The sequence below is a fragment of the Nocardia arizonensis genome, assembly GCF_001310275.1.
In the GTDB taxonomy this organism is placed as follows: Bacteria; Actinomycetota; Actinomycetes; order Mycobacteriales; family Mycobacteriaceae; genus Nocardia; species Nocardia arizonensis.
In genome coordinates, this window is sequence record NZ_LGYZ01000030.1 from 1 (window position 1) to 20,871 (window position 20,871).

The 20,871-nt window shown below is 67.2% G+C and carries 21 protein-coding genes; 8 read left to right on the forward strand and 13 right to left on the reverse strand.

Annotation, left to right across the window (positions count from 1 at the left end; translation table 11 throughout):
• A partial coding sequence (locus tag APZ21_RS05105; RefSeq protein WP_204249040.1) for an RHS repeat-associated core domain-containing protein occupies positions 1 to 2,197 on the reverse strand: 2,197 nt, incomplete at its 3' end.
• Positions 2,198 to 2,621: 424 nt separating this feature from the next.
• On the opposite strand from APZ21_RS05105, the gene APZ21_RS05110 reads away from it, so the two are divergent.
• A complete protein-coding gene (locus APZ21_RS05110; RefSeq protein ID WP_082392859.1) occupies positions 2,622 to 2,987 on the forward strand; it encodes a GntR family transcriptional regulator in 366 nt (121 codons plus the stop codon).
• 41 nt (positions 2,988 to 3,028) lie between these two features.
• On the opposite strand, the gene APZ21_RS05115 is transcribed toward APZ21_RS05110, so the two are convergent.
• The 3 genes from APZ21_RS05115 to APZ21_RS05125 form a co-directional block, all read right to left on the reverse strand.
• Positions 3,029 to 3,298, reverse strand: coding sequence for a Txe/YoeB family addiction module toxin (locus tag APZ21_RS05115; RefSeq protein WP_156370690.1), 270 nt, complete (start codon positions 3,296 to 3,298; stop codon positions 3,029 to 3,031).
• A complete protein-coding gene (locus tag APZ21_RS05120) occupies positions 3,295 to 3,558 on the reverse strand; it encodes a type II toxin-antitoxin system Phd/YefM family antitoxin (protein ID WP_239476494.1) in 264 nt (87 codons plus the stop codon). Before APZ21_RS05120 ends, APZ21_RS05115 begins: the two co-directional genes overlap by 4 nt.
• 105 nt (positions 3,559 to 3,663) lie before the next feature.
• The gene (locus APZ21_RS05125) at positions 3,664 to 4,374 is read right to left on the reverse strand and encodes a YoaK family protein (RefSeq protein ID WP_054812054.1); all 711 of its coding nucleotides are present in this window, start codon (positions 4,372 to 4,374) and stop codon (positions 3,664 to 3,666) included.
• A gap of 114 nt (positions 4,375 to 4,488) precedes the next feature.
• On the opposite strand from APZ21_RS05125, the gene APZ21_RS05130 reads away from it, so the two are divergent.
• From APZ21_RS05130 to APZ21_RS05145, 3 genes are all read left to right on the forward strand, one after another.
• The gene (locus APZ21_RS05130; RefSeq protein ID WP_054812055.1) at positions 4,489 to 5,394 is read left to right on the forward strand and encodes an acyl-CoA dehydrogenase middle domain-containing protein; all 906 of its coding nucleotides are present in this window, start codon (positions 4,489 to 4,491) and stop codon (positions 5,392 to 5,394) included.
• A gap of 858 nt (positions 5,395 to 6,252) precedes the next feature.
• Entirely contained in the window at positions 6,253 to 7,248 is a 996-nt protein-coding gene (locus tag APZ21_RS05140) for an ATP-binding cassette domain-containing protein (protein WP_054812057.1), read from the forward strand.
• Positions 7,245 to 8,099, forward strand: a complete 855-nt coding sequence (locus tag APZ21_RS05145; protein ID WP_054812058.1) for an ABC transporter permease — start codon at positions 7,245 to 7,247, stop codon at positions 8,097 to 8,099. Before APZ21_RS05140 ends, APZ21_RS05145 begins: the two co-directional genes overlap by 4 nt.
• Here APZ21_RS05145 and APZ21_RS05150 read toward each other — a convergent pair whose 3' ends face one another.
• Positions 8,100 to 8,303, reverse strand: coding sequence for a hypothetical protein (locus APZ21_RS05150; protein ID WP_054812059.1), 204 nt, complete (start codon positions 8,301 to 8,303; stop codon positions 8,100 to 8,102).
• 262 nt (positions 8,304 to 8,565) lie between these two features.
• Here APZ21_RS05150 and APZ21_RS05155 point away from each other — a divergent pair, with 262 nt between their 5' ends.
• Positions 8,566 to 9,438 (forward strand): rhomboid family intramembrane serine protease, encoded by an 873-nt coding sequence (locus APZ21_RS05155; protein WP_054812060.1) that lies wholly within the window; start codon positions 8,566 to 8,568, stop codon positions 9,436 to 9,438.
• A 40-nt stretch (positions 9,439 to 9,478) separates the two neighbouring features.
• Here APZ21_RS05155 and APZ21_RS05160 read toward each other — a convergent pair whose 3' ends face one another.
• Positions 9,479 to 9,949: a PH domain-containing protein gene (locus APZ21_RS05160; RefSeq protein WP_054812061.1), complete on the reverse strand. Its 471-nt coding sequence runs from the start codon at positions 9,947 to 9,949 to the stop codon at positions 9,479 to 9,481.
• A gap of 115 nt (positions 9,950 to 10,064) precedes the next feature.
• Positions 10,065 to 10,328: a cell division protein CrgA gene (crgA, locus tag APZ21_RS05165; RefSeq protein ID WP_054812127.1), complete on the reverse strand. Its 264-nt coding sequence runs from the start codon at positions 10,326 to 10,328 to the stop codon at positions 10,065 to 10,067.
• A gap of 192 nt (positions 10,329 to 10,520) precedes the next feature.
• Here crgA and APZ21_RS05170 point away from each other — a divergent pair, with 192 nt between their 5' ends.
• Genes APZ21_RS05170 through APZ21_RS05180 form a run of 3 tightly spaced genes read left to right on the forward strand, consistent with a single transcriptional unit; the run spans position 10,521 to position 12,329 of the window.
• Positions 10,521 to 11,165, forward strand: coding sequence for an aminodeoxychorismate/anthranilate synthase component II (locus APZ21_RS05170; RefSeq protein ID WP_054812062.1), 645 nt, complete (start codon positions 10,521 to 10,523; stop codon positions 11,163 to 11,165).
• Positions 11,162 to 11,845 carry a RibD family protein gene (locus tag APZ21_RS05175; protein WP_054812063.1) on the forward strand — a complete coding sequence of 228 codons (684 nt, stop codon included), beginning with the start codon at positions 11,162 to 11,164 and terminating at the stop codon, positions 11,843 to 11,845. The genes APZ21_RS05170 and APZ21_RS05175 overlap by 4 nt, the downstream gene beginning before the upstream one ends.
• Before the next feature lie 16 nt (positions 11,846 to 11,861).
• Complete coding sequence (locus APZ21_RS05180; RefSeq protein ID WP_054812128.1) at positions 11,862 to 12,329, forward strand: deaminase; 468 nt, start codon at positions 11,862 to 11,864, stop codon at positions 12,327 to 12,329.
• 10 nt (positions 12,330 to 12,339) lie between these two features.
• Here the strand turns inward: APZ21_RS05180 and pknB are convergent, their stop codons facing one another.
• Genes pknB through APZ21_RS05210 form a run of 6 tightly spaced genes read right to left on the reverse strand, consistent with a single transcriptional unit; the run spans position 12,340 to position 20,682 of the window.
• On the reverse strand, positions 12,340 to 14,244 hold the full coding sequence (pknB, locus tag APZ21_RS05185; RefSeq protein ID WP_054812064.1) for a Stk1 family PASTA domain-containing Ser/Thr kinase: 1,905 nt from the start codon (positions 14,242 to 14,244) through the stop codon (positions 12,340 to 12,342).
• A complete protein-coding gene (locus APZ21_RS05190; protein WP_054812065.1) occupies positions 14,241 to 15,725 on the reverse strand; it encodes a protein kinase domain-containing protein in 1,485 nt (494 codons plus the stop codon). Before APZ21_RS05190 ends, pknB begins: the two co-directional genes overlap by 4 nt.
• A 34-nt stretch (positions 15,726 to 15,759) precedes the next feature.
• Positions 15,760 to 17,226 (reverse strand): peptidoglycan D,D-transpeptidase FtsI family protein, encoded by a 1,467-nt coding sequence (locus tag APZ21_RS05195; RefSeq protein ID WP_054812066.1) that lies wholly within the window; start codon positions 17,224 to 17,226, stop codon positions 15,760 to 15,762.
• The gene (locus APZ21_RS05200; RefSeq protein WP_054812067.1) at positions 17,223 to 18,695 is read right to left on the reverse strand and encodes an FtsW/RodA/SpoVE family cell cycle protein; all 1,473 of its coding nucleotides are present in this window, start codon (positions 18,693 to 18,695) and stop codon (positions 17,223 to 17,225) included. Before APZ21_RS05200 ends, APZ21_RS05195 begins: the two co-directional genes overlap by 4 nt.
• The gene (locus tag APZ21_RS05205) at positions 18,695 to 20,218 is read right to left on the reverse strand and encodes a PP2C family protein-serine/threonine phosphatase (RefSeq protein WP_054812068.1); all 1,524 of its coding nucleotides are present in this window, start codon (positions 20,216 to 20,218) and stop codon (positions 18,695 to 18,697) included. Before APZ21_RS05205 ends, APZ21_RS05200 begins: the two co-directional genes overlap by 1 nt.
• Positions 20,215 to 20,682, reverse strand: a complete 468-nt coding sequence (locus tag APZ21_RS05210; RefSeq protein WP_054812069.1) for an FHA domain-containing protein FhaB/FipA — start codon at positions 20,680 to 20,682, stop codon at positions 20,215 to 20,217. Before APZ21_RS05210 ends, APZ21_RS05205 begins: the two co-directional genes overlap by 4 nt.
• Between the last annotated feature and the right edge of the window lie 189 nt (positions 20,683 to 20,871).

The following is a 20,871-nucleotide window of genomic DNA, read 5'->3' on the forward strand; positions in this document are numbered from 1 at the left end:
TGAGTCCGGCGACGAGTTTCCCAGGAACGTTGTGCCAGATACCGAGGAGCGAGGCCGCTCCGGCTCCGGCCATCGCACTGGCGTAGACGTACTGCACCGCGTCGGGACCCAAATGCAGATGCCAGCCGTACCATCTGGATTCGACGTAACTGCCACCACCGAGATTGATCCTGTCACCGATCTCGGTCGCACGAGGGATATTTGTCGTCTCGGAGAGCAGGCGCACAGTGGATTCCTGTGACTTGGGTGTGGGCGAGTTCGCGGGCGCTGGGCTGTCATCGATGCCGGCGAGGTTGACGCTGGGCGCCTCCACCGAACGATCTTTCAGGTGCACCTTGGGACCATACTGCGCTGCTGTGGCTGCGACAACGGGCACTACGGCAGCCGAGGCGGCGCACGCAGGGCATTTTCCGTTGAGATCCAAAGTGTTCACCGGGTCGCCGTTGACGTAGTCGTAGCTGTTCGCCGAACCGCCCGGGACTGGGTCGACTTGCAGGAACCGTCCCAGGATGGGCAGATAGGTTCGCGCGCCCATTTCGACCGCCTGCTGACCCGCCGCGTGTTCGACGGGGACGGTGTGTTGACCCAGCCATCCGAAGTCCATGCCGCCTTCCGCGGTGGCCGGAATCGGGATGTCGCCGAACGCGCCGGTTGTCGGGTCGATGTTCTGGCCGAAGGGGTCGTAGAGGTGGATCGCACCTGTGCGCGCCCCCGCGCCGTCGGCGGTGATCAGGATGTCGCCGTGGATGTTCGGATACGACCAGGCTGCGGTGTTCTGCGGATAGTTCTTGGTCAGCAGCGCGCCGCCGGGGAGATTCACCACGCGCTGGCGCAGTTTCCCGGCCCCGTCGAGGATGAATTCCGGTCCACCGGAATCGGAGGTGAATCCGTAGCGGGTGACCTGGTCGGGGTTGGTTCCGTCCTTGACGGTGCGAGCCGAGATGCGGTCGTGCACGTCGCGGGTGTAGGTCACGCTGCGTCCGGCGGCGGTCGTGGTTCGCATGTGCCGGAGGGTGGAGTCGTAGCCGAGGGTGTCGGCGCCGACCTTGGTCGCGTTGCCGTAGGGGTCGTAGACGAACGACAGCGCGGTGGCGCCGTTGGTGGACAGCAACCGGTCGGCACCGTCGTAGCAGTAGTTGGTCACCGCGGCGGGCCCGCCGTTGAAGCTGTCGGCGAAGGACGTGCGGTTGGTGTTCAGGCCCGCGGCCGCGTTGGGGCCGCAGCCGTCGGCGGCGGCGTAGCCGTAGGTCAGTTGATGGAAGGGCACGGAGGCCGCGACCAGTCGTCCGACGCCGTCGTAGGTGTAGTGGGAGTCGTAGATCGTGCTGGGATCGGCGGTGTCGGTGATCCTGTCGTCGATGATGCGCTGGTCGCGGGATCTGGTCGCGGCATTGGTGACTTCGGAGCCGGGAACCTTCCAGGTCAGGCCGACCAGTGAGCCCGCGTCGTTGTGGCCGATCGCGAGACTGGTGCCGTTGCCGTAGGTGGCACTGGTGAGCACTCCGGCTTGGTAGCCCGGTGTTGCCACGGTCTGGCCGTCCAGTTCCAGGCGAGTCAGTCGTGAGGCGTCGTCCCAGAAGTACTTCAGCGTCGAGCCGACTCCGTCGATGGTGGTGGTCTCGCTGGTCTTCCGTCCGGCCAGGTCGTACTCGAATGTGGTGGTGACACCGTTGGCGTCGGTGTAGGACACCACCTGCAGGTGCAGGTTGAGTACTGCGGTGGTCGACCCACTGTTGTCGGTGACCTTGTGCTTGCGGGGGTCACCGCCCACGGCGTAGTCGTGGGTGACGGTGCGGGCCGGTTGATCGTCCAACGCCGGGTAGGTCTTGGTGAGTTCGCGCCCGCGGGCGTCGTAGCTCACGCACGACCAGGGTTCGTTGTTGGAGCGCGTGGCGGCGATCCGTCCGGCGGCGGTGTACACGGTCTCGAGGACGCTGGCCGTGCCGTCGGAGGTCTTCGCCGTCCGCACGGCCTTGACCCGGCCGCCCTGTGGCACGGCGGGCGAGTTCGAGACGCAGGGATTGGCGCGGGTCTCGTTGTCGCCGTAGTACTCCGACTTACCGTGGGTATCGGCGTTGCCGAGATCACCCGCGGGGAGTGTGGCCGCGACTTGGCGCAGGAACCCTTCGCCCGGTCGCTCGAACTTGGTGCGACTGGTCAGGTTCAGCCCGCCCGCGTCGCCGGTCTTGACGGGCAAACAGTAAGCATGATGTGATGCGGGTCACTATATCTCGTTCAACTCCGGCTCGGCTGACCATCTTTCGAGTGAATGCGGGACGAACCGTGAACCCGAGTTCCGAGCCGGAACGGACTCACGCCACAGACCAGGCCGCACACCGCCGAGACCGGTCATGCACGTGACACCGGCGTGCGCCGTAGTCGATCTCACCACGGCCATGAAGTTTCGCGGCTGCGCCGACCGCCCGAAACCGACGTTTCGCAGACTGGCACATCCCCGACGCAACGTCACCCACCCATGCCGGTCAGGCGTGCGTCGAGCCCGAGTCTGTACTACCCGCGCCATGTGATCTATATCACAGTTGAAGATGTCAGCAACCAGGCCGTGACCCGCCGGTCCGAGTCGGGACAGGGTTCGCCCCACGGTCCGGCCCGAGATCCGATTGCCGGGGCAGTCGAGCCCCGACAGTCCACGCGCCCCACCGGTCGGGCCGAGTCGTCCTGCGCAGCGGCGATCCGGCGGGGCCGCGCGACGTGCGGTCACCAGCGGCGAGTTGGCCGTCAATGAACAACTCCCGTCCGCGACGGAGTTGGCGCGGGCGTTGTCCGTCGACCGCAATACCGTCCTGGCCGCGTATCGGAGGCTTCGGGAGGAACGGGTTGTGGACTTCCGGCGCGGGCGCGGCGTCCGCGTCACCGCGACAGCGCCGACCGCTGCCCCGGTGGAACAGGCCGCCCGCCAACTGATCGAATCCGCACGTGTCAACGGATACAGCAAGGCCGAGGTGCTCGGCTTGATCGAGGAGTGACCTGTTGGTCCTTCTGTCTTCGGGTGGCATTGCGGTCGTAGTCAATCGTCGTAGTGGTGACGACAGGCAACTATCGTCACGTTGTCGTCGTCGGCCACGTAGATCAACCGGTGTTCGTCGGTTATCCGCCGTGACCATAGTCCGGCCAAGTTGTGCCGCAAGGGTTCCGGCTTGCCGATGCCCTCAGCGTTGCCGTTGCGCCGGATATCCTCGATCAAGCGGTTGACTTTGCAGAGCAACCTACGATCGCGGGCGAGCCATCCGCTGTAGTCCTCCCACCCGTTGGAGTCGAACCCCACCTTGCGGCTCACTCGTCGTTGTCCTCGGGTTCGATCAGCTCGTGGGCTTCCACCCTGCCTGATTCCAAGTTCGCGATCGACTCGAGCAAGCGGCGAGTATTGGCCCTGGTGGACAGAACGTAGGCCGTTTCTTTCAAGGAGTTGTATTCGGCCAGCGAGATCACCACGGCGGGCTCTTTCCCGCCTGAACGAGTGATCACGACCTCGTCGTTGTCCTCGGTGGCTGCGTCCAGTACTTCAGACCAGTTCTGACGCGCTTCGGTGCTGTGCATGGCTCGCATGGGGCCCCTTCTCTCGTCGCACTGCAATGGTACAGAATAACGTACGTGATCGGATACCTCCGTTAGATCGAGTCCGGCGCGGTCGTGACCGGTCCATTACTTCTCCGCTAGCGGGCCGTGACGGTCGAGGTGCAGGTAGGTGTAGACCGTAACCAGCAGGCAGACCGCGGTGGCCGTGATGAGCATCGCCCAGCCCGCCACCATCAAGCTCAGGATGCCGCCGAGTAGGGCGCCGAAGGCGAACGATGTGAAGAGCAGGAAATAGTCGAGCCAGTCGGCGTAGGTGCCGCCGCTGATATGGCGTTCGACGCCCTGGCCGAGTTTGACCAGGGTGCCGGTCACGTAGCTGAGGGGGATGGATACTTCGCCGTTCTTCACGAACGAGGTGTTGAGGGCGCCGACACCGAACGCGACGAACAGTATGGGGACGAATTCGATTCGGGTGGACGAGGTCAGCTGGTAGAGGGCGAAATCTATGACCGACGCCGCGGCCAGAGAGGCGGTGGTCAGCAGGGTGGGGCCGTGGGGGTGGCCGCTCCAGAAATAGCGGCGGCACAGTGCGGCGACCACCACGCCGGACAGGAACGAGGGCAGCAGCATGGCCGCGGCGATGGCGACATCGCGTTCGTCGTGGAAGTGGCCGAGGACCGCGCGTTCGGTATTGCCGGTCATGAAAGTGACGAAGTAACCCGCGGTGTGCATGAATGCGGCGGCGCCGATCAGGCCGGCGAGTGCGGCCAGTACCCACGACAGCCGTGCCTCGTTGTCGTAGAGCTCTCTTCTGCGGACGTCGTCCGGCTGCCGCACTGTCGGGCTCCTCCCGGTCGGGTGCTGACAACTCCGAGTGAACCCGGTGAGTCCGCGAAATCCATGGAGGGTAGGCGGTGAGCCGCGGTTATTCGGCGGCGCTACCGTGCATCTGTGGAATCAGTGTTCGACTATCTGCTGACCGCGCCCGCCTTGGAAACGCCGCCGGTGAGCATCGCGCAGGCTTGGGCGCGGCATCGTTCGCTCTCCGACCGGTTCGCCGCACCGCTGGACGCGGCGGTCGCAGGCGGATTCGGCGCGGACCGACTCGGCTACGCGTTTCTCTCCGGGTATCAGGAGGCGCTGCGTGCTTTGGTACCCGAGCTGCCCGAGGGGGAGTTGACCGCGTTCGCCGCCACCGAGGCGGAGGGGGCGCATCCGTCGGTGATCCGTACCGAACTCTCGGAAAGCGGGGCGGTGCGCGGAACCAAGACCTTCACGACCATGGGCACATCGGCACGGTGGATGATCGTGATCACGAGTGTCGGGACGGACGCGCACGGGCGTAACGCCCTACGCGCGGCACTGGTCGACGCCGCGCAACCCGGTGTCACCGTGACGGAGAATCCGGCGGTGCCGTTCGCGCCCGAGATACCGCACGCCACCGTCACATTCGTCGACGCGCGCGCTCGGGTGCTGCCCGGCGACGGCTATGCGGACTACCTGAAACCTTTCCGCACACTCGAGGACGGGCATGTTATCGCGGCGGCGCTCGGCTGGCTGGTGCGAGTCGGCCGCGCGGCGGGCTGGTCGCGGCAGGCGCGCCAGGGGCTGCTGGCCGCGGTGGCCGCGCTGCGCGGAATCGACTGGTCGCGGCCGCGCGAACCAGGTACGCATATCGCCTTGGGCGGAGTGCTCGATCAGGTCGACCGGCTGCTGGCGGAACTGGATTCGCAGTGGGCGCTGGTGGATACGGGGACGCGGACGCGGTGGGAACGGGATCGGCCGCTGCTCGGCACCGCGGGGCGGGCGCGGGCGCTGCGGTTGGCGGCGGCGTGGCGCGCGGTGGACCCGGACTGACCTACCCCGGACATGGGAGCGGGCCTCGGCGAAGGGGGGGAGTTAGCCGAGGCCCGCGTAAGGTCGGCCCGGGGGGGAGGGGCCGACGTGAATGATCCTACGCGAAGATCGGCGATTGTGGGTGCGTGGGGAAGCACACTTTGGAAGTTTTTCGCGCGGATTCGGACCCCTCGGTTGCCCCGCGATGTCCCCACCTTCGCCGACCGTGCGGTCTGCTCCATCTGGAAGCGGCTAGATGTTTGCCAAAATGCTTGTGTAACAGCGGTTTCCGCTGGCAGTGCAAATTTCGAGCGGAGTCGGAGTTGATCACTGGAACCGTGCCGCGCGGTCACTGTGTGTCCGGAATCGCCGCTGTCACGGCTTGGACATCACCGAGACACCGTCCGAATTCGCCGCGTGTCGCGGGCCGCATGCATGTCGTGTGCGGTCGGAATCTGTCGGACCCCGGTGCCATCATGTGCGCGTGATCACGGACTCCGGCCGAGGCCGTACGACCGGCATCGCCATCGAACGACGGGGCGAGTATGCGGTACGCGATATTCGCGTACCGCACTACGCGCGCCGGCGACGATTCCGGCACGGCACCATGTACTCGGTCGCATTCCGGAACGGCAACCCCGAGCACCGTCCGATCCGGGATGCGGCCCTTTCTGTCGGGCGCTCCGCTGTCGACGCTGTCGACCAACCTGTCGCCGTAGCCGCCGCACGCCGCACAAATGGGATGAAATCGTCCGAGCCCAGCGCAATACTGACTCCGGTACGGGGCCGGATGCCCGATTCGGCGTCACCGCGTCGACGGTCACACGACCGACGCCGATGGAACTTCGTCATCGAGAAGAAACGAACGTCAGGAGAAATATGCCCGACGCAATAGTCGCCGAGGGTCTCGTCAAACGCTACGGCGCGGTCGCCGCCCTCGATGGGCTCGATCTGTCGGTGCCGGAGGGCACCGTCACCGCGTTGCTCGGCCCGAACGGCGCCGGAAAGACCACCACCGTCCGGGTGCTGACCACGTTGTTGATACCCGACGAGGGCAAAGCGACAGTCGCGGGAATCGACGTCCTGCGCGACCCGCAGGCGCTGCGTTCGCAGATCGGGGCATCGGGACAGTACGCGGCCGTCGACGAATACCTCACCGGATTCGAGAATCTGGAGATGGTGGGCAGGCTGTACCACATGGGGGTGCAGCGCAGTAAGGAACGCGCCCGCGAACTGCTCGAACGCTTCCGGCTCAGCGACGCCGCCGACCGCCCGGTGCGCGGCTACTCCGGCGGCATGCGCCGCAGGCTCGACCTCGCAGGCGCCCTGGTGGCCAATCCGCCGGTGCTGTTCCTGGACGAGCCGACCACCGGCCTCGACCCGCGCGCCCGCCTCGACCTGTGGGACGTCATCGAGGAACTGGTCGCGGGCGGCACCACGCTGTTGCTCACCACGCAGTACATGGAAGAGGCCGATCGGCTCGCCGACGCCATCGCGGTGATCGATCACGGCAAGGTCATCGCCCGCGGCACCGCCGACGAACTGAAGACCCTCGTCGGCGGCGACCGCATCGAACTCACCGTCGAGACAGTGGACAAATTGGCGGTCGCCCAGGAGGCGCTGTCGGGTCTCGCCGACGGTGAGATCCACCTCGAACCCGGGCTGCGTCGCATCACGGTGCCGGTCAGCAATGGTTCGCAGGCATTGGTCGACGCCATCGGCCTGCTCGCGAAACACGAGGTGAAGATCCACGATGTCGGTCTGCGCCGTCCCTCGCTGGACGACGTGTTCCTCACCCTCACCGGTCACGAGGCCGAGGAGAACGCCGACATGGCGGCCGAGCTGCACGAGAAGACGGAAGGAAGTGTGCGATGACCGCGGCCACCGCGACACCGCAGGCCCAGCGGCCGGGATCGTTCGAACGCCTGGCGATCGTGATCAACGACAGCAGGACAATCGCCAAGCGCAATGTCATCAAGATCAGGCGCGTCCCGGATGTGCTGATCTTCTCGACGCTGTCGCCGATCATGTTCGTCCTGCTGTTCGCCTACGTCTTCGGCACCGCCATCCAGGTGCCGGGTATGGAGGGCGGCTATCGGGAGTTCCTGATCGCGGGGATCTTCGCCCAGACCGTGGTGTTCGGTGCGACCTTCACCGGCGCCGGTCTGGCCGACGACATGCAGAAGGGCATCATCGACCGGTTCCGGTCGTTGCCGATGGCGCCGTCGGCGGTGCTGGTCGGTCGGACACTCAGCGATGTCGTGATCAATATCGTCAGCCTGGTCGTCATGTCGCTGACCGGTCTGCTGGTGGGCTGGCGCATCCGAGGGTCGTTCCTGGACGCCGTCATCGCCTACGCCCTGCTGCTGCTGTTCGCCTACGCGGTGTCGTGGATCATGGCCGTGGTCGGGCTGCTGGTCCGCACGCCGGAGGTGTTCAACAACGCCAGCTTCATGGTGATCTTCCCGCTGACCTTCCTGGCCAACACCTTCGTGCCGCTGGAGAACCTGCCCGCGGTTCTCAAGGTGTTCGCCGAATGGAATCCGGTCTCCGCGGTCACCCAGGCCACCCGTGACCTGTTCGGCAACAACAACCCCGCCGTGCCTGCCCCGGAAGCCTGGCCGTTGCGTCACCCGGAGATCACCACACTCGGGTGGGTAGCGATCATCCTGGTGGTCTTCGTGCCGCTCGCGCTGCGTCAGTACAAGCGGACCGTCAGCCGCTGATCAGCGACCGTTGTCCGCGCCCGCCCCGGCCATCGGGGTGGGCGCGGCGCCGTTGCGCGAGTACCCGATACGCGGTGGCGCGGGGGCGGGCCGCGGCGGCTGTGGACGGCGACCGCGCACCAGCCAGGTCGCGCCGGCGGCCAGTGCCACGGCGGCGGCGGCGATCAGCGAACGTGTCGAGACATGCAGGCTCCTCGAGGTCATTGGACCACTTTGGCATACGCCGGTGAATCGCGCCCGTGCCCCTGGTAGGACGTGGGTTACCCGGTCGGCGGGCCCGTCGGCGATTCGTGACTAGCATGGCGGGGTGACCCCACCGATTCAGACCGCCGGTGCGGTTTCGACCGCGGATACCTGCTGGGGATGGCGAACGCGGTCGTCGACGCCAACGCAGCCACCCCGACCGACCGCGACGATCGACCGAAGGAGCCGGTGATCATCTCCAAGATCACCATCGAGTGACACGATGAATCCGCAGCCGCCCGCACCGACGTGCGTCCGTCATCCGAATCGTCCGACCGGTCTGGCGTGCACGCGCTGCGGGCGGCCCTCCTGTCCCGAATGTCTGCGGGCCGCCGCCGTCGGCCAGCACTGCGTCGACTGCCTGCGCCAAGATCAGCACGCGAGCCCGGCCGTGCGCAATGCCGCGGGCGCGCCGGTCAACCGAGCGCCGGTCGCGTATGTCACCTACGCCCTCATCGCCGTCAATGTGGTGGTTTTCGCGATCACGGCGGTGCAGTCGCGCAGCGTGGTGGACAACTACGACGGGTCGACGCTGTTCGCGCGCTGGATTCTGGTGCCCGGACTGGTCGCCGACGGTGAGTGGGAACGGGTCATCGGTTCGGGTTTCCTGCATTGGGGGCCGATCCATCTGGCCTTGAACATGTTCGCGCTGTGGGTGGTCGGCCGCAGTCTGGAGGCCGGGCTCGGTCGCGTGCGCTTCCTCACCGTCTATCTGGTCGCGCTGCTCGGCGGCGCGGCGGCGAGTATGGCCTTCGATGAAGCGAATACCGCGACGGTCGGCGCGTCCGGTGCGGTGTACGGCCTGTTCGGCGCGATAACCGTGCTGTTGATCCGGGTGCGGCAGAGTCCGAATCAGATGCTCATTCTGATCGGCATCAATATCTTCATCAGCTTCTCACTGCCGGGCATCTCACTGTCGGAACATCTCGGCGGTCTGGTCGCGGGCACGTTGGCGGCGGTCGGACTGCTGTTCCTGCCGGAATGGCTGCGGGCCCGCACCCCCGAGGCGGCGCTCGGCATCGGCTGGGCGGCGATCGCGGCAATCGCGGTGCTGGATCTCGCGGTCATCGGCGCGGGAGTGGCGTCGCTGACGTAATCCGACGTTTCACGTGAAGCATTGTCGCCCAGTGCAGTTGCTAACGGGTGGCCAGACCGTTGGCGACCAGGGCGTCGAATACGTCCTCGGGGTGGGTTCCGAGATCCCAGCGACCGAAGATCAGCAAGTGCTCGGTGCCGTCGGCCTCGCGCACGTCGATTTCGAGCATGGGCATCTTGCGGCCGAGGCGGCGGTAGCCGACCAGTCGGGCGCGCACGATCTGGCCCGGGGTGTACTCGGTGGGGCCTACGAGATTGCGCACCACAAGCCGTGGATTCGGCCCCGGCGTGATGGCGATCCGCGGGCGCTGCCGGAAGCCGAGCACGGCCAGCGCGAGCAATCCGACGGCGGCCAGACCGATGAGCAGGCGACCGGCGTTGTCATTGCTCAGGAGGGCCGCGACCGCCAAGACGACGGCGCCGATCGACACCGCGTAGAGCGCCGCGGTGGGCGTGGTCCAGGCGAGACGAGGCGTCGGTGTGTCCGAATGCTCCGGGGAGTCAGGATTCACGCGGCACTCTCCCCAATCATCCTCGAGTTGTCCACAGGGGCATCCACAGGTTGTGCATGAATGACATGGATGTAATCAGTCGCCGCTGCCGTCGGACGATTCGGATCCCGGCTGCTCAGCGCCACCGCATCGTCATGATCAGGCCGACCACCATGAGCCCGAAGCCGATGAGGAAGTTCCACGCGTTGAGATTCCTCATCCACTCGATCTGCTCGGCGGCAAGATAGTAGACGAGCAGCCAGACCAACCCGGCCAGCATGAAGCCGAGCATGATCGCGACGTACCACACGGGAGACGGACCGGCCTTGACCTTCACCGGGATCCGGCTCGCGGGATTGATCGTATAGTCGGTCTTCTTGCGGACCTTCGACTTCGGCATGACGTCCTCGTTATCGGCGTGCAGGTCGGTACCGGCGGGTGAAACGCGTGGGGACGCGTTCGCCGCGGCGACCGTTCCGTCCGCGGACGGATGCGGCCCGGGCAAGGCGGGACGGCCCTCCGGTGTGTCTCTAGGCTAGCCCAAGTGGTAATGGGTGCGACGCTCCGAGGGGTTGGCACGTAATCTCGAACCATGCGTGTTCTCGTCGTCGACAACTACGACAGCTTCGTGTTCAACCTGGTGCAGTATCTCGGCCAGTTGGGAACCGACGCCGTCGTCTGGCGCAACGACGACAAACGGCTGCTCGACGTGGACTCGGTGGTCGCCGACTACGACGGCGTCCTCATCAGTCCCGGCCCGGGCACGCCCGACCGGGCGGGCGCGAGCATTCCGTTGGTGCACGCCTGCGCGCGCACGGCCACGCCATTGCTGGGAGTGTGCCTGGGCCATCAGGCCATCGGCGAGGCATTCGGCGCCACCGTGACCCGCGCGCCGGAACTGTTGCACGGGAAGACCAGTCTGGTGTTCCACACCGGCTCGGGTGTGCTCGCCGGATTGCCCGATCCGTTCACCGCCACCCGCTACCACTCGCTCACCGTGCTCGAGGACACCATTCCCGAGGAGATCGAGGTGATCGGGCGCACCGAATCGGGCATAGTCATGGCGGTGCGGCACCGCACCCTGCCCATCCACGGCGTGCAGTTCCATCCCGAATCCGTGCTGACCCAGGGCGGTCACCGCATGTTGGCGAACTGGCTCGAGGTCTGCGGCAGCAGGCCCGAGGAGGGGTTGGTCGAGATCCTGGAGGCGGAGGTCGCGGCACTGGTGGTGCGGTGACCGCGACGAGTCGCCCGTACGTGCTGCTCTCGGTGGCGGTGAGCCTGGACGGCCATATCGACGATGCGAGCGACGCGCGGCTGCGCCTTTCCGGCGACGCGGATTTCGATCGCGTGGATCAGGTGCGCGCGGAGTCGGACGCGATCCTGGTCGGCGCACGGACCCTGCGGCGTGACAATCCGCGGCTGCTGGTGAACAGCGCCGAGCGCCGGGCCGCGCGCGTCGCGTCGGGTCTGCCGGAGTATCCGCTGAAGGTCACGGTCACCGCGGCCGGTGATCTCGACCCCGACCTGCAGTTCTGGCATTGCGGCGGCGACAAACTCGTCTACACCACCGATGCGGGCGCGGACGCGCTCGGCGACCGGCTCGCCGGACTCGCCGACGTGGTCGCCCTCGGTTCCGACCTGGATTTCGCGGCACTGCTCGACGACCTCGGCCGCCGCGGTATCGGCAGGCTCATGGTGGAGGGCGGCACGGCCATCCACACCGCCTTCCTCGCCGCCGACCTCGCCGACGAATTGCATATGGCGGTCGCGCCGATCCTCGTCGGTGCGGCCGACGCACCGCGTTTCGTCGGACCCGCCGCCTTCCCGGGCGGTCCGGCGCGCAGGATGACCTTGATCGACGTGACCCGCGTGGGGGATATCGCGCTGCTGCGCTATGCGCCCCGCGGACGATGAACGGCAGGAGGCGTCGATGTCCGACGAGCGGCGGAATCGGATCGACCGTGACCACATGCGGCAGGCGATCGAGTTGGCGCGCATGTCACCGCCGAGCGCCACGGCCTTCTCGGTGGGCGCGGTGATCGTCGCCGAGGACGGCGCGGTATTGGCGACCGGATACTCCCGGGAAACCGATCTCAAGGCGCACGCCGAAGAGGCGGCACTCGGCAAACTCGCCGCAGACGACCCGCGACTGCGCACCGCCACCATGTACAGCACCCTGGAACCGTGTTCGCGGCGTGCCACCGCCGGGCGCGCGCCGTGTGCGGAGCGGATACTCGCCGCGGGCATACCCCGGGTGGTGATCGCGTGGCGGGAACCGGCGACCTTCGTCGCCGACTGTGTCGGCGTCGAGGAGCTACGCGGGCGCGGGGTCACGGTCATCGAGTTGACCGACATGGCCGAGGCGGCAATGTCGATGAACCGTCACCTCGCGCTGTAGTAGCCCGGCCTCACGGCGGGCCGAGGGGCAGGACGCCGATGGTGATGAGAATCGTCCCGGACTTGGACGCCGAGCTGCCCGGCGCCGGTTGCTGTGCGGTGATGCGGCCGACATCGGCGGTGTTCAGCGTCGTCACGGTGTTCTGCGACAGTTGACCGTTCCAACCGAGCTGGCGCAGTTCCGCCGACGCCTGCGCGGGTGTCTTGGAGCGCAGATCCGGCATGGAGAACTGATCGCCCGAGGACACCCGGACGGTGACCGTCGACCCCTTGTCGGCCATGGTGCCCGCGGGCGGATCGGTGCTCAGCACCGTGCCCTTGGTCTGCGAACTCTGGACCTCCTGGATGGAGATCTGGAATCCGGCGCTCCTGGTCAGGGTCGATTCGGCCGTTTCGATCGGCTGGCCCGCGACGTAGGGGACCGTAACCTGTTCGGGTCCGCTGCCGATCGACACCGTCACCATGCCGCCCGCGTCGGCCTTCTGGCCTTCCGCGGGATTCTGGTTGACGACCTTGTCCTTGTCGTCCATGCTGGACGGCTCCCGGCGCACGTCGGGATTGAGGCGCAGACCCTTGGCATTGAGCTCCTGCTCGGCCTGCTGCTGGGTCAGCCGCGCCAGTCGCGGCACCGGAATCTGGGCCGGACCGGTCGAGACCTGGAGGGTCACGATGCTGCCCTCGTCCACCCGGGAACCACCCAGCGGCTGAGTGGAGATGACATTGCCCTGCGCGACCTTGGAATCGGGTTTCTCCTGGATCGCCACCGGGAAGCCGAGGCGTTCCAGATCCCGTTGCGCGGTGGTCGCGGGCTTGTTCGCCAGATCGGGCACCGAGACCTGATCGGGTTTGCTTCCCGGACCTATCAGCACCCAGAACAGCGCGAACACCACGGCGAGGGCCGCCGCGCCCGCGAGCGCGATGTAGGCGGTGCGTCGTGAACCGTTGGGTTCGGCCGGATCCTGTTCGGCGGTGTCATCAGCGCGTTCGACGGTGCGGTAGCTGCGCGGCGGCGGTTCGGGATTGCCGAAGACCGTGGTGCGATCCTCTTCCGTCATCACCATCGGCGCGCTCGGCTTCTGCCCGCCGAGCACCCGGATCAGATCGGCGCGCATCTCCGCGGCGGTCTGGTACCGGTTGGCCGGATTCTTGCTCATCGCCTTGAGCACCACGGAATCCAGTTCGCGCGGCACGCCCGGATAGACGTGCGACGGCAGCCGCGGATCCTCGCGGACGTGCTGATAGGCGACCGCGACCGGGGAGTCACCGGTGAACGGCGGCTCGCCGGTGAGGATCTCGAAGAGCACACAGCCAACGGAGTACACGTCCGAGCGGGCGTCCACCGTCTCGCCCCTGGCCTGCTCGGGCGACAGATACTGCGCGGTGCCGATGACCGCGGCGGTCTGGGTCATGGGATTGGAGCTGTCGGCGATGGCGCGGGCGATGCCGAAATCCATCACCTTCACCGCGCCCGCCCGGTTGATCATGATGTTGGCGGGCTTCATGTCGCGGTGCACGATGCCCGCCTTGTGGCTGAAATCCAGTGCGGCGCAGACGTCGGCGACCACTTCCATCGCGCGTCTCGGCGGCAGCGGACCCTGGCCGCGCACGATGTCGCGCAGCGTGTCGCCGTCGACGTACTCCATGACGATGTAGGGCAGCGGACCGCCGTCCACCTCGGCCTCGCCGGTGTCGTACACCGCGACGATGGCGGGATGGTTGAGGGCGGCGGCGTTCTGGGCCTCGCGCTTGAAGCGCAGGTAGAACGTGGGATCGCGGGCGAGGTCGGCACGAAGCACCTTGATCGCGACATCGCGGTTCAACCGCAGATCCCGCGCCTTGTGCACCTCGGACATACCGCCGAATCCGATGATCTCGCCCAGCTCATAGCGGGAGGAGAGATTCTTCGGGGTCGTCATTGTTGTCCTTGCGGCGGAGTATTGGGCGCACTGCGGGTGTTCGAGGGGCCTCGGGCACCGGGTAATTCGGAGAACGGCGGTTCGACCGTCGGGAACCAGTTGCGCGTCGTGCTCTGCGTCGTCCGGGTCGGCCTGGTCGTTGGCTGCGCCGTCGTGGTCGGCGGCACGGTCGTGGTCGGCTCCGGGGTCGTCGTCGGCGGTTCGGTCGTCGCAGGCGGCGAGAACGTGGTCACCGGCGGTGGCGGCGGCAACGGACGCGTGGTGGTCGGTTCGGATCCCGTCGTGACCGGCGGCAGTATCGACGGCGCGACCGTGGAGGACGGCGTGCGAGTCGGGTTCGGATTGGTGTCACCGCCGAACAGCAGCCAGATCGCCGCACCGCCGAGAATCACCGCGCCGATACCGAGTCCGGTCAGCCACTTCTGGGTATTGGTCCAGCCGGTGTCGCGCGGCGGCGGACCGGCGGTGGCGCCGGGATTCATGGTGGTCGCGGCCGGACCCATCGCGCCGGTGGCAGCGTAGCGGGCGGTCTGACCCTCGTGCTGTCCCGCGGGCAGGATCGTCGTCGGACCGGGCGGCAGCACCCTGGTCGCGCCCTCGGTCGCCGGTCCGGCGCCCATCGCGCCCGCGCCCATCGGCATGGGCGGTCGATGTCCGGCCCGCACCGCGGCGACCGCGTCGGCGAACTCGCCGCCGCTGGCGTAGCGCAGACCCGGATCCTTGCCCATCGTGATCTCGATGAGTTCGCGCACATTGGGCGGCAGATCCGCGGGCATCGGCGGCGGGGTGTCGCGGACATGTTTCATCGCGACCGTGATCGCGCCGTCCCCGCTGAACGGACGTTTGCCCGAGAGCGCCTCGTAGCCGACGACGCCGAGGGAGTACACGTCACTGGCCGCGGTGGCGTCCTCGCCGACGGCCTGTTCGGGGGCGATGTACTGGGCTGTGCCCATCACCATGCCGGTCTTGGTGACCGGGGAGGCGTCCACCGCCTTGGCGATGCCGAAGTCGGTGATCTTCACCTGACCGGTCGGCGTGACCAGGATATTGCCGGGCTTCACGTCGCGGTGCACCACGCCCGCGGCGTGCGCGACCTCGAGTGCCCGGCCGGTCTGTTCCAGCAGATCCAGACCCTGGACCACGGACAGCCGCCCCATCCGGCCGAGCACCGCGTTGAGCGGTTCGCCCTGGACCAGCTCCATGACCAGGTACGCGGTCTCCCCGGCGGAGGGGTCGTAGGTCTCGCCGTAGTCGTAAATGCCCGCGATGCCAGGGTGGTTGAGCTGCGCGGTGGTCTTGGCCTCGGTGCGGAACCGGTGCCGGAAGGTCGGATCGGCGGAGAACTCCGCCTTGAGGACCTTCACGGCCACCCGGCGGTCGAGCCGGGTGTCGAGCGCCTCCCATACCTGACCCATACCGCCCGTGGCGATGAGTCGTTGCAGGCGATAGCGGTCCGCGACCATCGCTCCGTTGTTCAGCATCGGGGCCCCCGTACCTCTCGTACGTACATCTCGTTCAGCCCCCCTGCAGACCGGCGTCCAGCACCGCGCGGCCGATGGGTGCGGCCACCGACCCGCCGGTCGCCGCGAGGGCGCGGTCGCCGCCGTCCTCGACGATCACCGCGAGGGCGATCTTCGGATTCTGGGCGGGGGCGAAAGCGATATACCACGCGTGCGGCGGGGTCGAGCGCGGGTTCTCGCCGTGTTCGGCGGTGCCGGTCTTGGACGCGATGGTGTACCCGCCCCGCGTACCGCCCGCGGTGTAGCGCTCGGAGGCGACCATCAAGGTGGTCAGCTGTGAGGCGACCTGCGCGCTCACTGCCTGACCCACCGACACCGGTTTGGTCTTGGACAGCTCGCTCAGATCCGGGCCCTGCAACTGGTCGACCAGGTACGGCTGCATCCGCACGCCACCGTTGGCCACGGTCGCGGCGATCACGGCGTTGTCCAGCGGGGTGAGAGCCACATCGCGCTGGCCGATGCTGCTCTGGCCGAGCGCGGCGTTATCGGTGATGGTGCCGACCGTACTCTCGGCCACCGGCATCGGAATACCCCCGTGGGGTCCGATGCCGAAGGCGGCGGCCTCGTCCTTGAGTCGCGCGGAACCGACCCGAAGGCCGAGTTCGACGAACGCGGTGTTGCATGACCGGCGGAATGCCTCGGTCAGCGATGCGGTGGCCTCCGACCCGCAGGTGGAACCGTTGTAGTTCTCCAGCGTGGTGGTGGTGTCGGGCAGCGTGATGTTGGGCGCCGCGGTGAACTGGTCGTCCGGCGTGGCGACCCGATTGGCCAGGGCGGCGGCTGTCACCACGACCTTGAAGGTGGAGCCGGGCGGATAGGTCTGCGAGATGGCCCGGTTGAGCATGGGCTTGTCCGTATCGCTGGTCAGGCTCTCCCACGCCTGGGTGGTCGCCGCACCGTCGTGTCCGGTGAGCCGGTTGGGGTCGTAGCTCGGTGTGGAGACCATGGTGAGGATCTTGCCTGTACTCGGCTCGATCGCCACCACCGAGCCGGTGTATCCCTTGGCGGTCAGCTGGTCGTAGGCCACCTTCTGCATGACCGGGTTGATGGTGGTCAGCACATTGCCGCCGCGCGGGTCGCGACCGGAGACCATATCGATCAGGCGTGACCCGAACAGCTGGCTGTCGGACCCGTTGAGCACCGAATCCTCGGCCCGTTCGAGTCCGGTGCTGCCGTACTGGATGGAGTAGAAGCCGGTCGCGGGGGCGTAGGCCATCGGATCGGTCGGATACGTCCGCAGGTACTTGTAGCGGTCCTCGGTCGCGACCGAACTCGCGAGCACGGTGCCGCCCGCCGAGATCTGGCCGCGCTGGCGCGCGTACTCGTCGAGCAGCACACGGGAATTGCGCGGATCGGTGCGAAGGTCGTCGGCCTTGATCACCTGCACATAGGTGGCGTTGACCAGTAGCGCGACGATCATCACCATCACCGCGACCGCGACCCGTCGTAGTGGCGTGTTCATTCCTGCGGCCTCTCCGAGCGGCGCAACAGCTCAGTCGGGGCATCGGCGATGGGCGGGGCCGGATCCTTCTTGCGGGCCGGTGCCGGTGCGCGCGCGGCGTCGGAGACCTTGATCAGCAGGGCAAGCAGCGCGTAGTTGGCGAGCAGCGAGGAACCGCCATAGGACATGAAAGGCGTGGTGAGACCGGTCAGCGGAATCAACTTGGTGACGCCGCCGACGACGATGAACAGCTGGATCGCGATCGTGAACGACAGACCGGCGGCGAGCAGTTTGCCGAAGCTGTCGCGCACCGCGATCGCGGTGCGCAGTCCGCGCATCACCAGGACCAGGAACAGGACGAGCACCGCCGTCAGCCCGATGAGGCCGAGTTCCTCGCCGATGGTGGTGATGATGAAGTCGGTATTGGCGAAGGGCACCGTATTGGGCCGTCCGCTGCCGAGTCCGGTGCCCGCGAGTCCGCCGGTGGCGAGTCCGAACAGCGACTGCGAGATCTGATAGCCGGTGTTGTTGTAGTCGGCGAACGGATCGAGCCAGGTGTCGGTGCGGACACGCACGTGGGAGAAGGTCTTGTAGGCGAAGACGAAACCGATCGCGAGCAGTCCGCCGCCGATGATCAGCCAGCCGACCCGCTCGGTCGCGATGTAGAGCATCACCAGCACCGTGCTGAAGATCAGCATCGAGGTGCCGAGATCCTTCTCGAAGACCAGCACGCCGATGCAGATGATCCACACCGCCAGAATCGGGCCGAGGTCGCGGGCCCGCGGGAAGTCCATGCCGAGCATGTGCTTGCCCGCGGTGGTGAACAGGTCACGCCGGGCGACCAGCACCGAGGCGAAGAAGATGATCAGCAGGATCTTGGCGAACTCACCGGGCTGCACGCTGACGCCCGGCAGTCTGATCCAGATCTTGGAGCCGTTGGTCTCGGAGAAGCGGCCCGGCAGCAGCGCCGGGATCATGAGCGCGACCAGGCCGATGAGACCGAGGGTGTAGCTGTAGCGCGCCAGCGTGCGGTAATCGCGCAGCACGACGAGCACGCTGATGAAGATGACCATGCCGAGACCGGTCCAGACGATCTGCTGGTTGGCGTCGGGGGAGGGGATCTCCATCGAATTGAACTCGGCGTTCTGCGCCGCACCGAGATCGAGCCGGTGGATCAGCACCAGCCCGAGACCGTTGAGCGCCGCGACGATCGGCAGCAGCAGCGGGTCGGCGAACGGCGCGAACCGGCGCACCGCCAAATGCGCGATTCCGAACAGCGCCAGGAAGGCACAACCGTACTTCGCGATATCCCAGGTGATCGACTGTTCCTGGCTGGCCTCCACCAGGAATAGCGAGATCGTGGTGATCAACGCCGCGAAGGCCAGCAGCAACAGTTCCACATTGCGTCTGGTCGACGGCGGCGGCGCGGGAGCGAATCCGCCCGGGGGACTTGGGAAAGCCCCGGCGGACGGCGGTGCCGGTGCGGACATCAGTCCGTCACCCGGCAGTTCTCCCCCGCGGTCTGGGGGGTCGGCGACGCGGTAGACGTCGGCGCGGTGGGCTCCACCTTCGTCGGTGTCTTGACGTCGGTACCCCTGGTGTCATCCGTATTCGGATTCGGGTTGGGATTCGGCTCCGGCGGCGGCGCCGCGTCGGTCGGGGTGGCCGCGGGCTGCGGCGCCGGTTCGTTCGGCACGACACCCGGCTGCGTTCCGGGCGGCTGGGTTGGCTGCGGCTTCGCTTTCGGCTGGCACGGCGGCAGCAGTTCCTGCTTGGCCAGCAGCCGCATCTGGTCCTCGGCCTTGCCGAGCGAACCCGGCGGCAGACCCTTGCTGACCTGATCGCGCCCGGTCTGCTTGAGATCATCGACCCGCAGTGCCTTGCACGAGGACGGCGGCTCGGTGCCCGATTTCAGAATGGTCAGCGCACCGGACTTGTCGACGCAGCCGATGGTGTCGACCTCGCGGATCGAATAGCCGAGCACCGTGCCCGGCAACCCGCGCAGGATCACCACCTGGCCGTCGTTCGCGCCGACATAGTAGTTGTTGCGAATCATCTTGTAGCCGACCAGCAATCCGACACCGACCGCGACGACGAGCGCCACCGCGAGCAGGATCCAGCGCAGCTTGTGCGACTTGCTCGGCGCGGGTGGTTCCGGCGTCGCCGCGGCCCGGCGCGGCGGGGTGGCTCGCGGGGGGCGCATGGCGGCGGCGCGACCGGCCGCGGTGTTGGGCGGCGGCGTGTCGTCGTCCTGACCGGAGGCCGCGCCCGCCACGATCGGATGGCTCTGTCCGTAGTCGAGATCGATCACGTCGGCGACGACGACCGTGACATTGTCCGGCCCGCCGCTGCGAAGGGCGAGTTCGATGAGCCGATCGGCGCATTCGTCGGTATTGCCCTCGCGCATGGTGTTGGCGATGGTCTCGTCGCTTACCACATCGGAAAGGCCGTCCGAGCAAAGCAGATAGCGATCCCCGGCCCGCGCCTCGCGCATGATCAGGGTCGGCTCGATCTCGTTGCCGGTGAGCGCGCGCATGATCAGCGACCGCTGCGGATGGGTGTGCGCCTGCTCGGGGGTGATCCTGCCCTCGTCCACCAGCGACTGCACGAATGTGTCGTCGCGGGTGATCTGGGCGAGTTCGCCGCCGCGCAACAGGTAGGCGCGCGAATCGCCGATGTGCACCAAGCCGAGCTTGCGGCCCGCGAACAGGATGGCGGTGAGCGTGGTGCCCATGCCGTCGAGTTCGGGTTCCTCCTCGACCTGATCGGCGATGGCGGCGTTGCCCGCCCGGGTGGCGGTGTCGAGCTTGCCGAGCAAGTCGTCGCCCGGTTCGTCGTCGTCGAGATGGGCCAGCGCGGCGATCATCAGCTGGGAAGCGACCTCGCCCGCGGCGTGACCGCCCATGCCGTCGGCGAGTGCGAGCAGCCGTGCGCCCGCGTAGACGGAATCCTCGTTGTTTCCTCGGACAAGACCTCGGTCGCTGCGCGCTGCGTAGCGGAGAACAAGTGTCACGATCGCAGCTCGATCACTGTCTTGCCGACACGAACGGGTGTGCCGAGGGGAACACGGACGGCGGTAGTGACCTTCGCGCGGTCGAGGTACGTGCCATTTGTCGAGCCGAGATCCTCTACGTACCAATCGTCGCCGCGCGGGGACAGTCGCGCATGCCTAGTCGAGGCGTAATCATCGGTGAGTACCAGCGTGGAATCGTCCGCACGCCCGATCAGCACCGGTTGGGTGCCGAGCGAGATACGGGTGCCGGCGAGTGAACCTTGAGTCACCACAAGATATTTGGCGCCCTTCTGGCCTCGGCTGAAGGAAGGCAGCACCGCGGAACCGCGTGCGGCCCTGGGCTGTATCCGAACGCCGGATGCCGCGTAGATGTCGCTGCGCAAGGTACGCATAACCGCCCATACGAACAGCCACAACAGCAGCAGGAACCCCGCGCGGGTCAATTGCAGGATCAGTCCCTGCACGGCGTTCCACCTCCTGTTCGACCGTGTAATCCGTCGGGTGCCGTCGGTGCGGTTCGACCCACCCCACAAGCTGCCTGCCTTGCCCGGCACCGAAGTGGCGCCGTGCGTAATGGCAGCATCATAGGGCCGCTAGCCGATTCCGATCACGATAAGGCCGCAGAACCCCTCATTGCCATGTGAGGAAGCGTC

Bases quoted from the DNA above. Each gene is read 5' to 3' on its own strand.
- APZ21_RS05140 (WP_054812057.1), top strand. From the start codon at position 6,253: ATGCCCGACGCAATAGTCGCCGAGGGTCTCGTCAAACGCTACGGCGCG.
- crgA (WP_054812127.1), bottom strand. From the start codon at position 10,328: ATGCCGAAGTCGAAGGTCCGCAAGAAGACCGACTATACGATCAATCCC.
- APZ21_RS05155 (WP_054812060.1), top strand. From the start codon at position 8,566: ATGAATCCGCAGCCGCCCGCACCGACGTGCGTCCGTCATCCGAATCGT.
- APZ21_RS05145 (WP_054812058.1), top strand. From the start codon at position 7,245: ATGACCGCGGCCACCGCGACACCGCAGGCCCAGCGGCCGGGATCGTTC.
- APZ21_RS05120 (WP_239476494.1), bottom strand. From the start codon at position 3,558: ATGCACAGCACCGAAGCGCGTCAGAACTGGTCTGAAGTACTGGACGCA.
- APZ21_RS05170 (WP_054812062.1), top strand. From the start codon at position 10,521: ATGCGTGTTCTCGTCGTCGACAACTACGACAGCTTCGTGTTCAACCTG.
- APZ21_RS05195 (WP_054812066.1), bottom strand. From the start codon at position 17,226: ATGAACACGCCACTACGACGGGTCGCGGTCGCGGTGATGGTGATGATC.
- APZ21_RS05190 (WP_054812065.1), bottom strand. From the start codon at position 15,725: ATGCTGAACAACGGAGCGATGGTCGCGGACCGCTATCGCCTGCAACGA.
- APZ21_RS05150 (WP_054812059.1), bottom strand. From the start codon at position 8,303: ATGACCTCGAGGAGCCTGCATGTCTCGACACGTTCGCTGATCGCCGCC.
- APZ21_RS05180 (WP_054812128.1), top strand. From the start codon at position 11,862: ATGTCCGACGAGCGGCGGAATCGGATCGACCGTGACCACATGCGGCAG.
- pknB (WP_054812064.1), bottom strand. From the start codon at position 14,244: ATGACGACCCCGAAGAATCTCTCCTCCCGCTATGAGCTGGGCGAGATC.
- APZ21_RS05200 (WP_054812067.1), bottom strand. From the start codon at position 18,695: ATGTCCGCACCGGCACCGCCGTCCGCCGGGGCTTTCCCAAGTCCCCCG.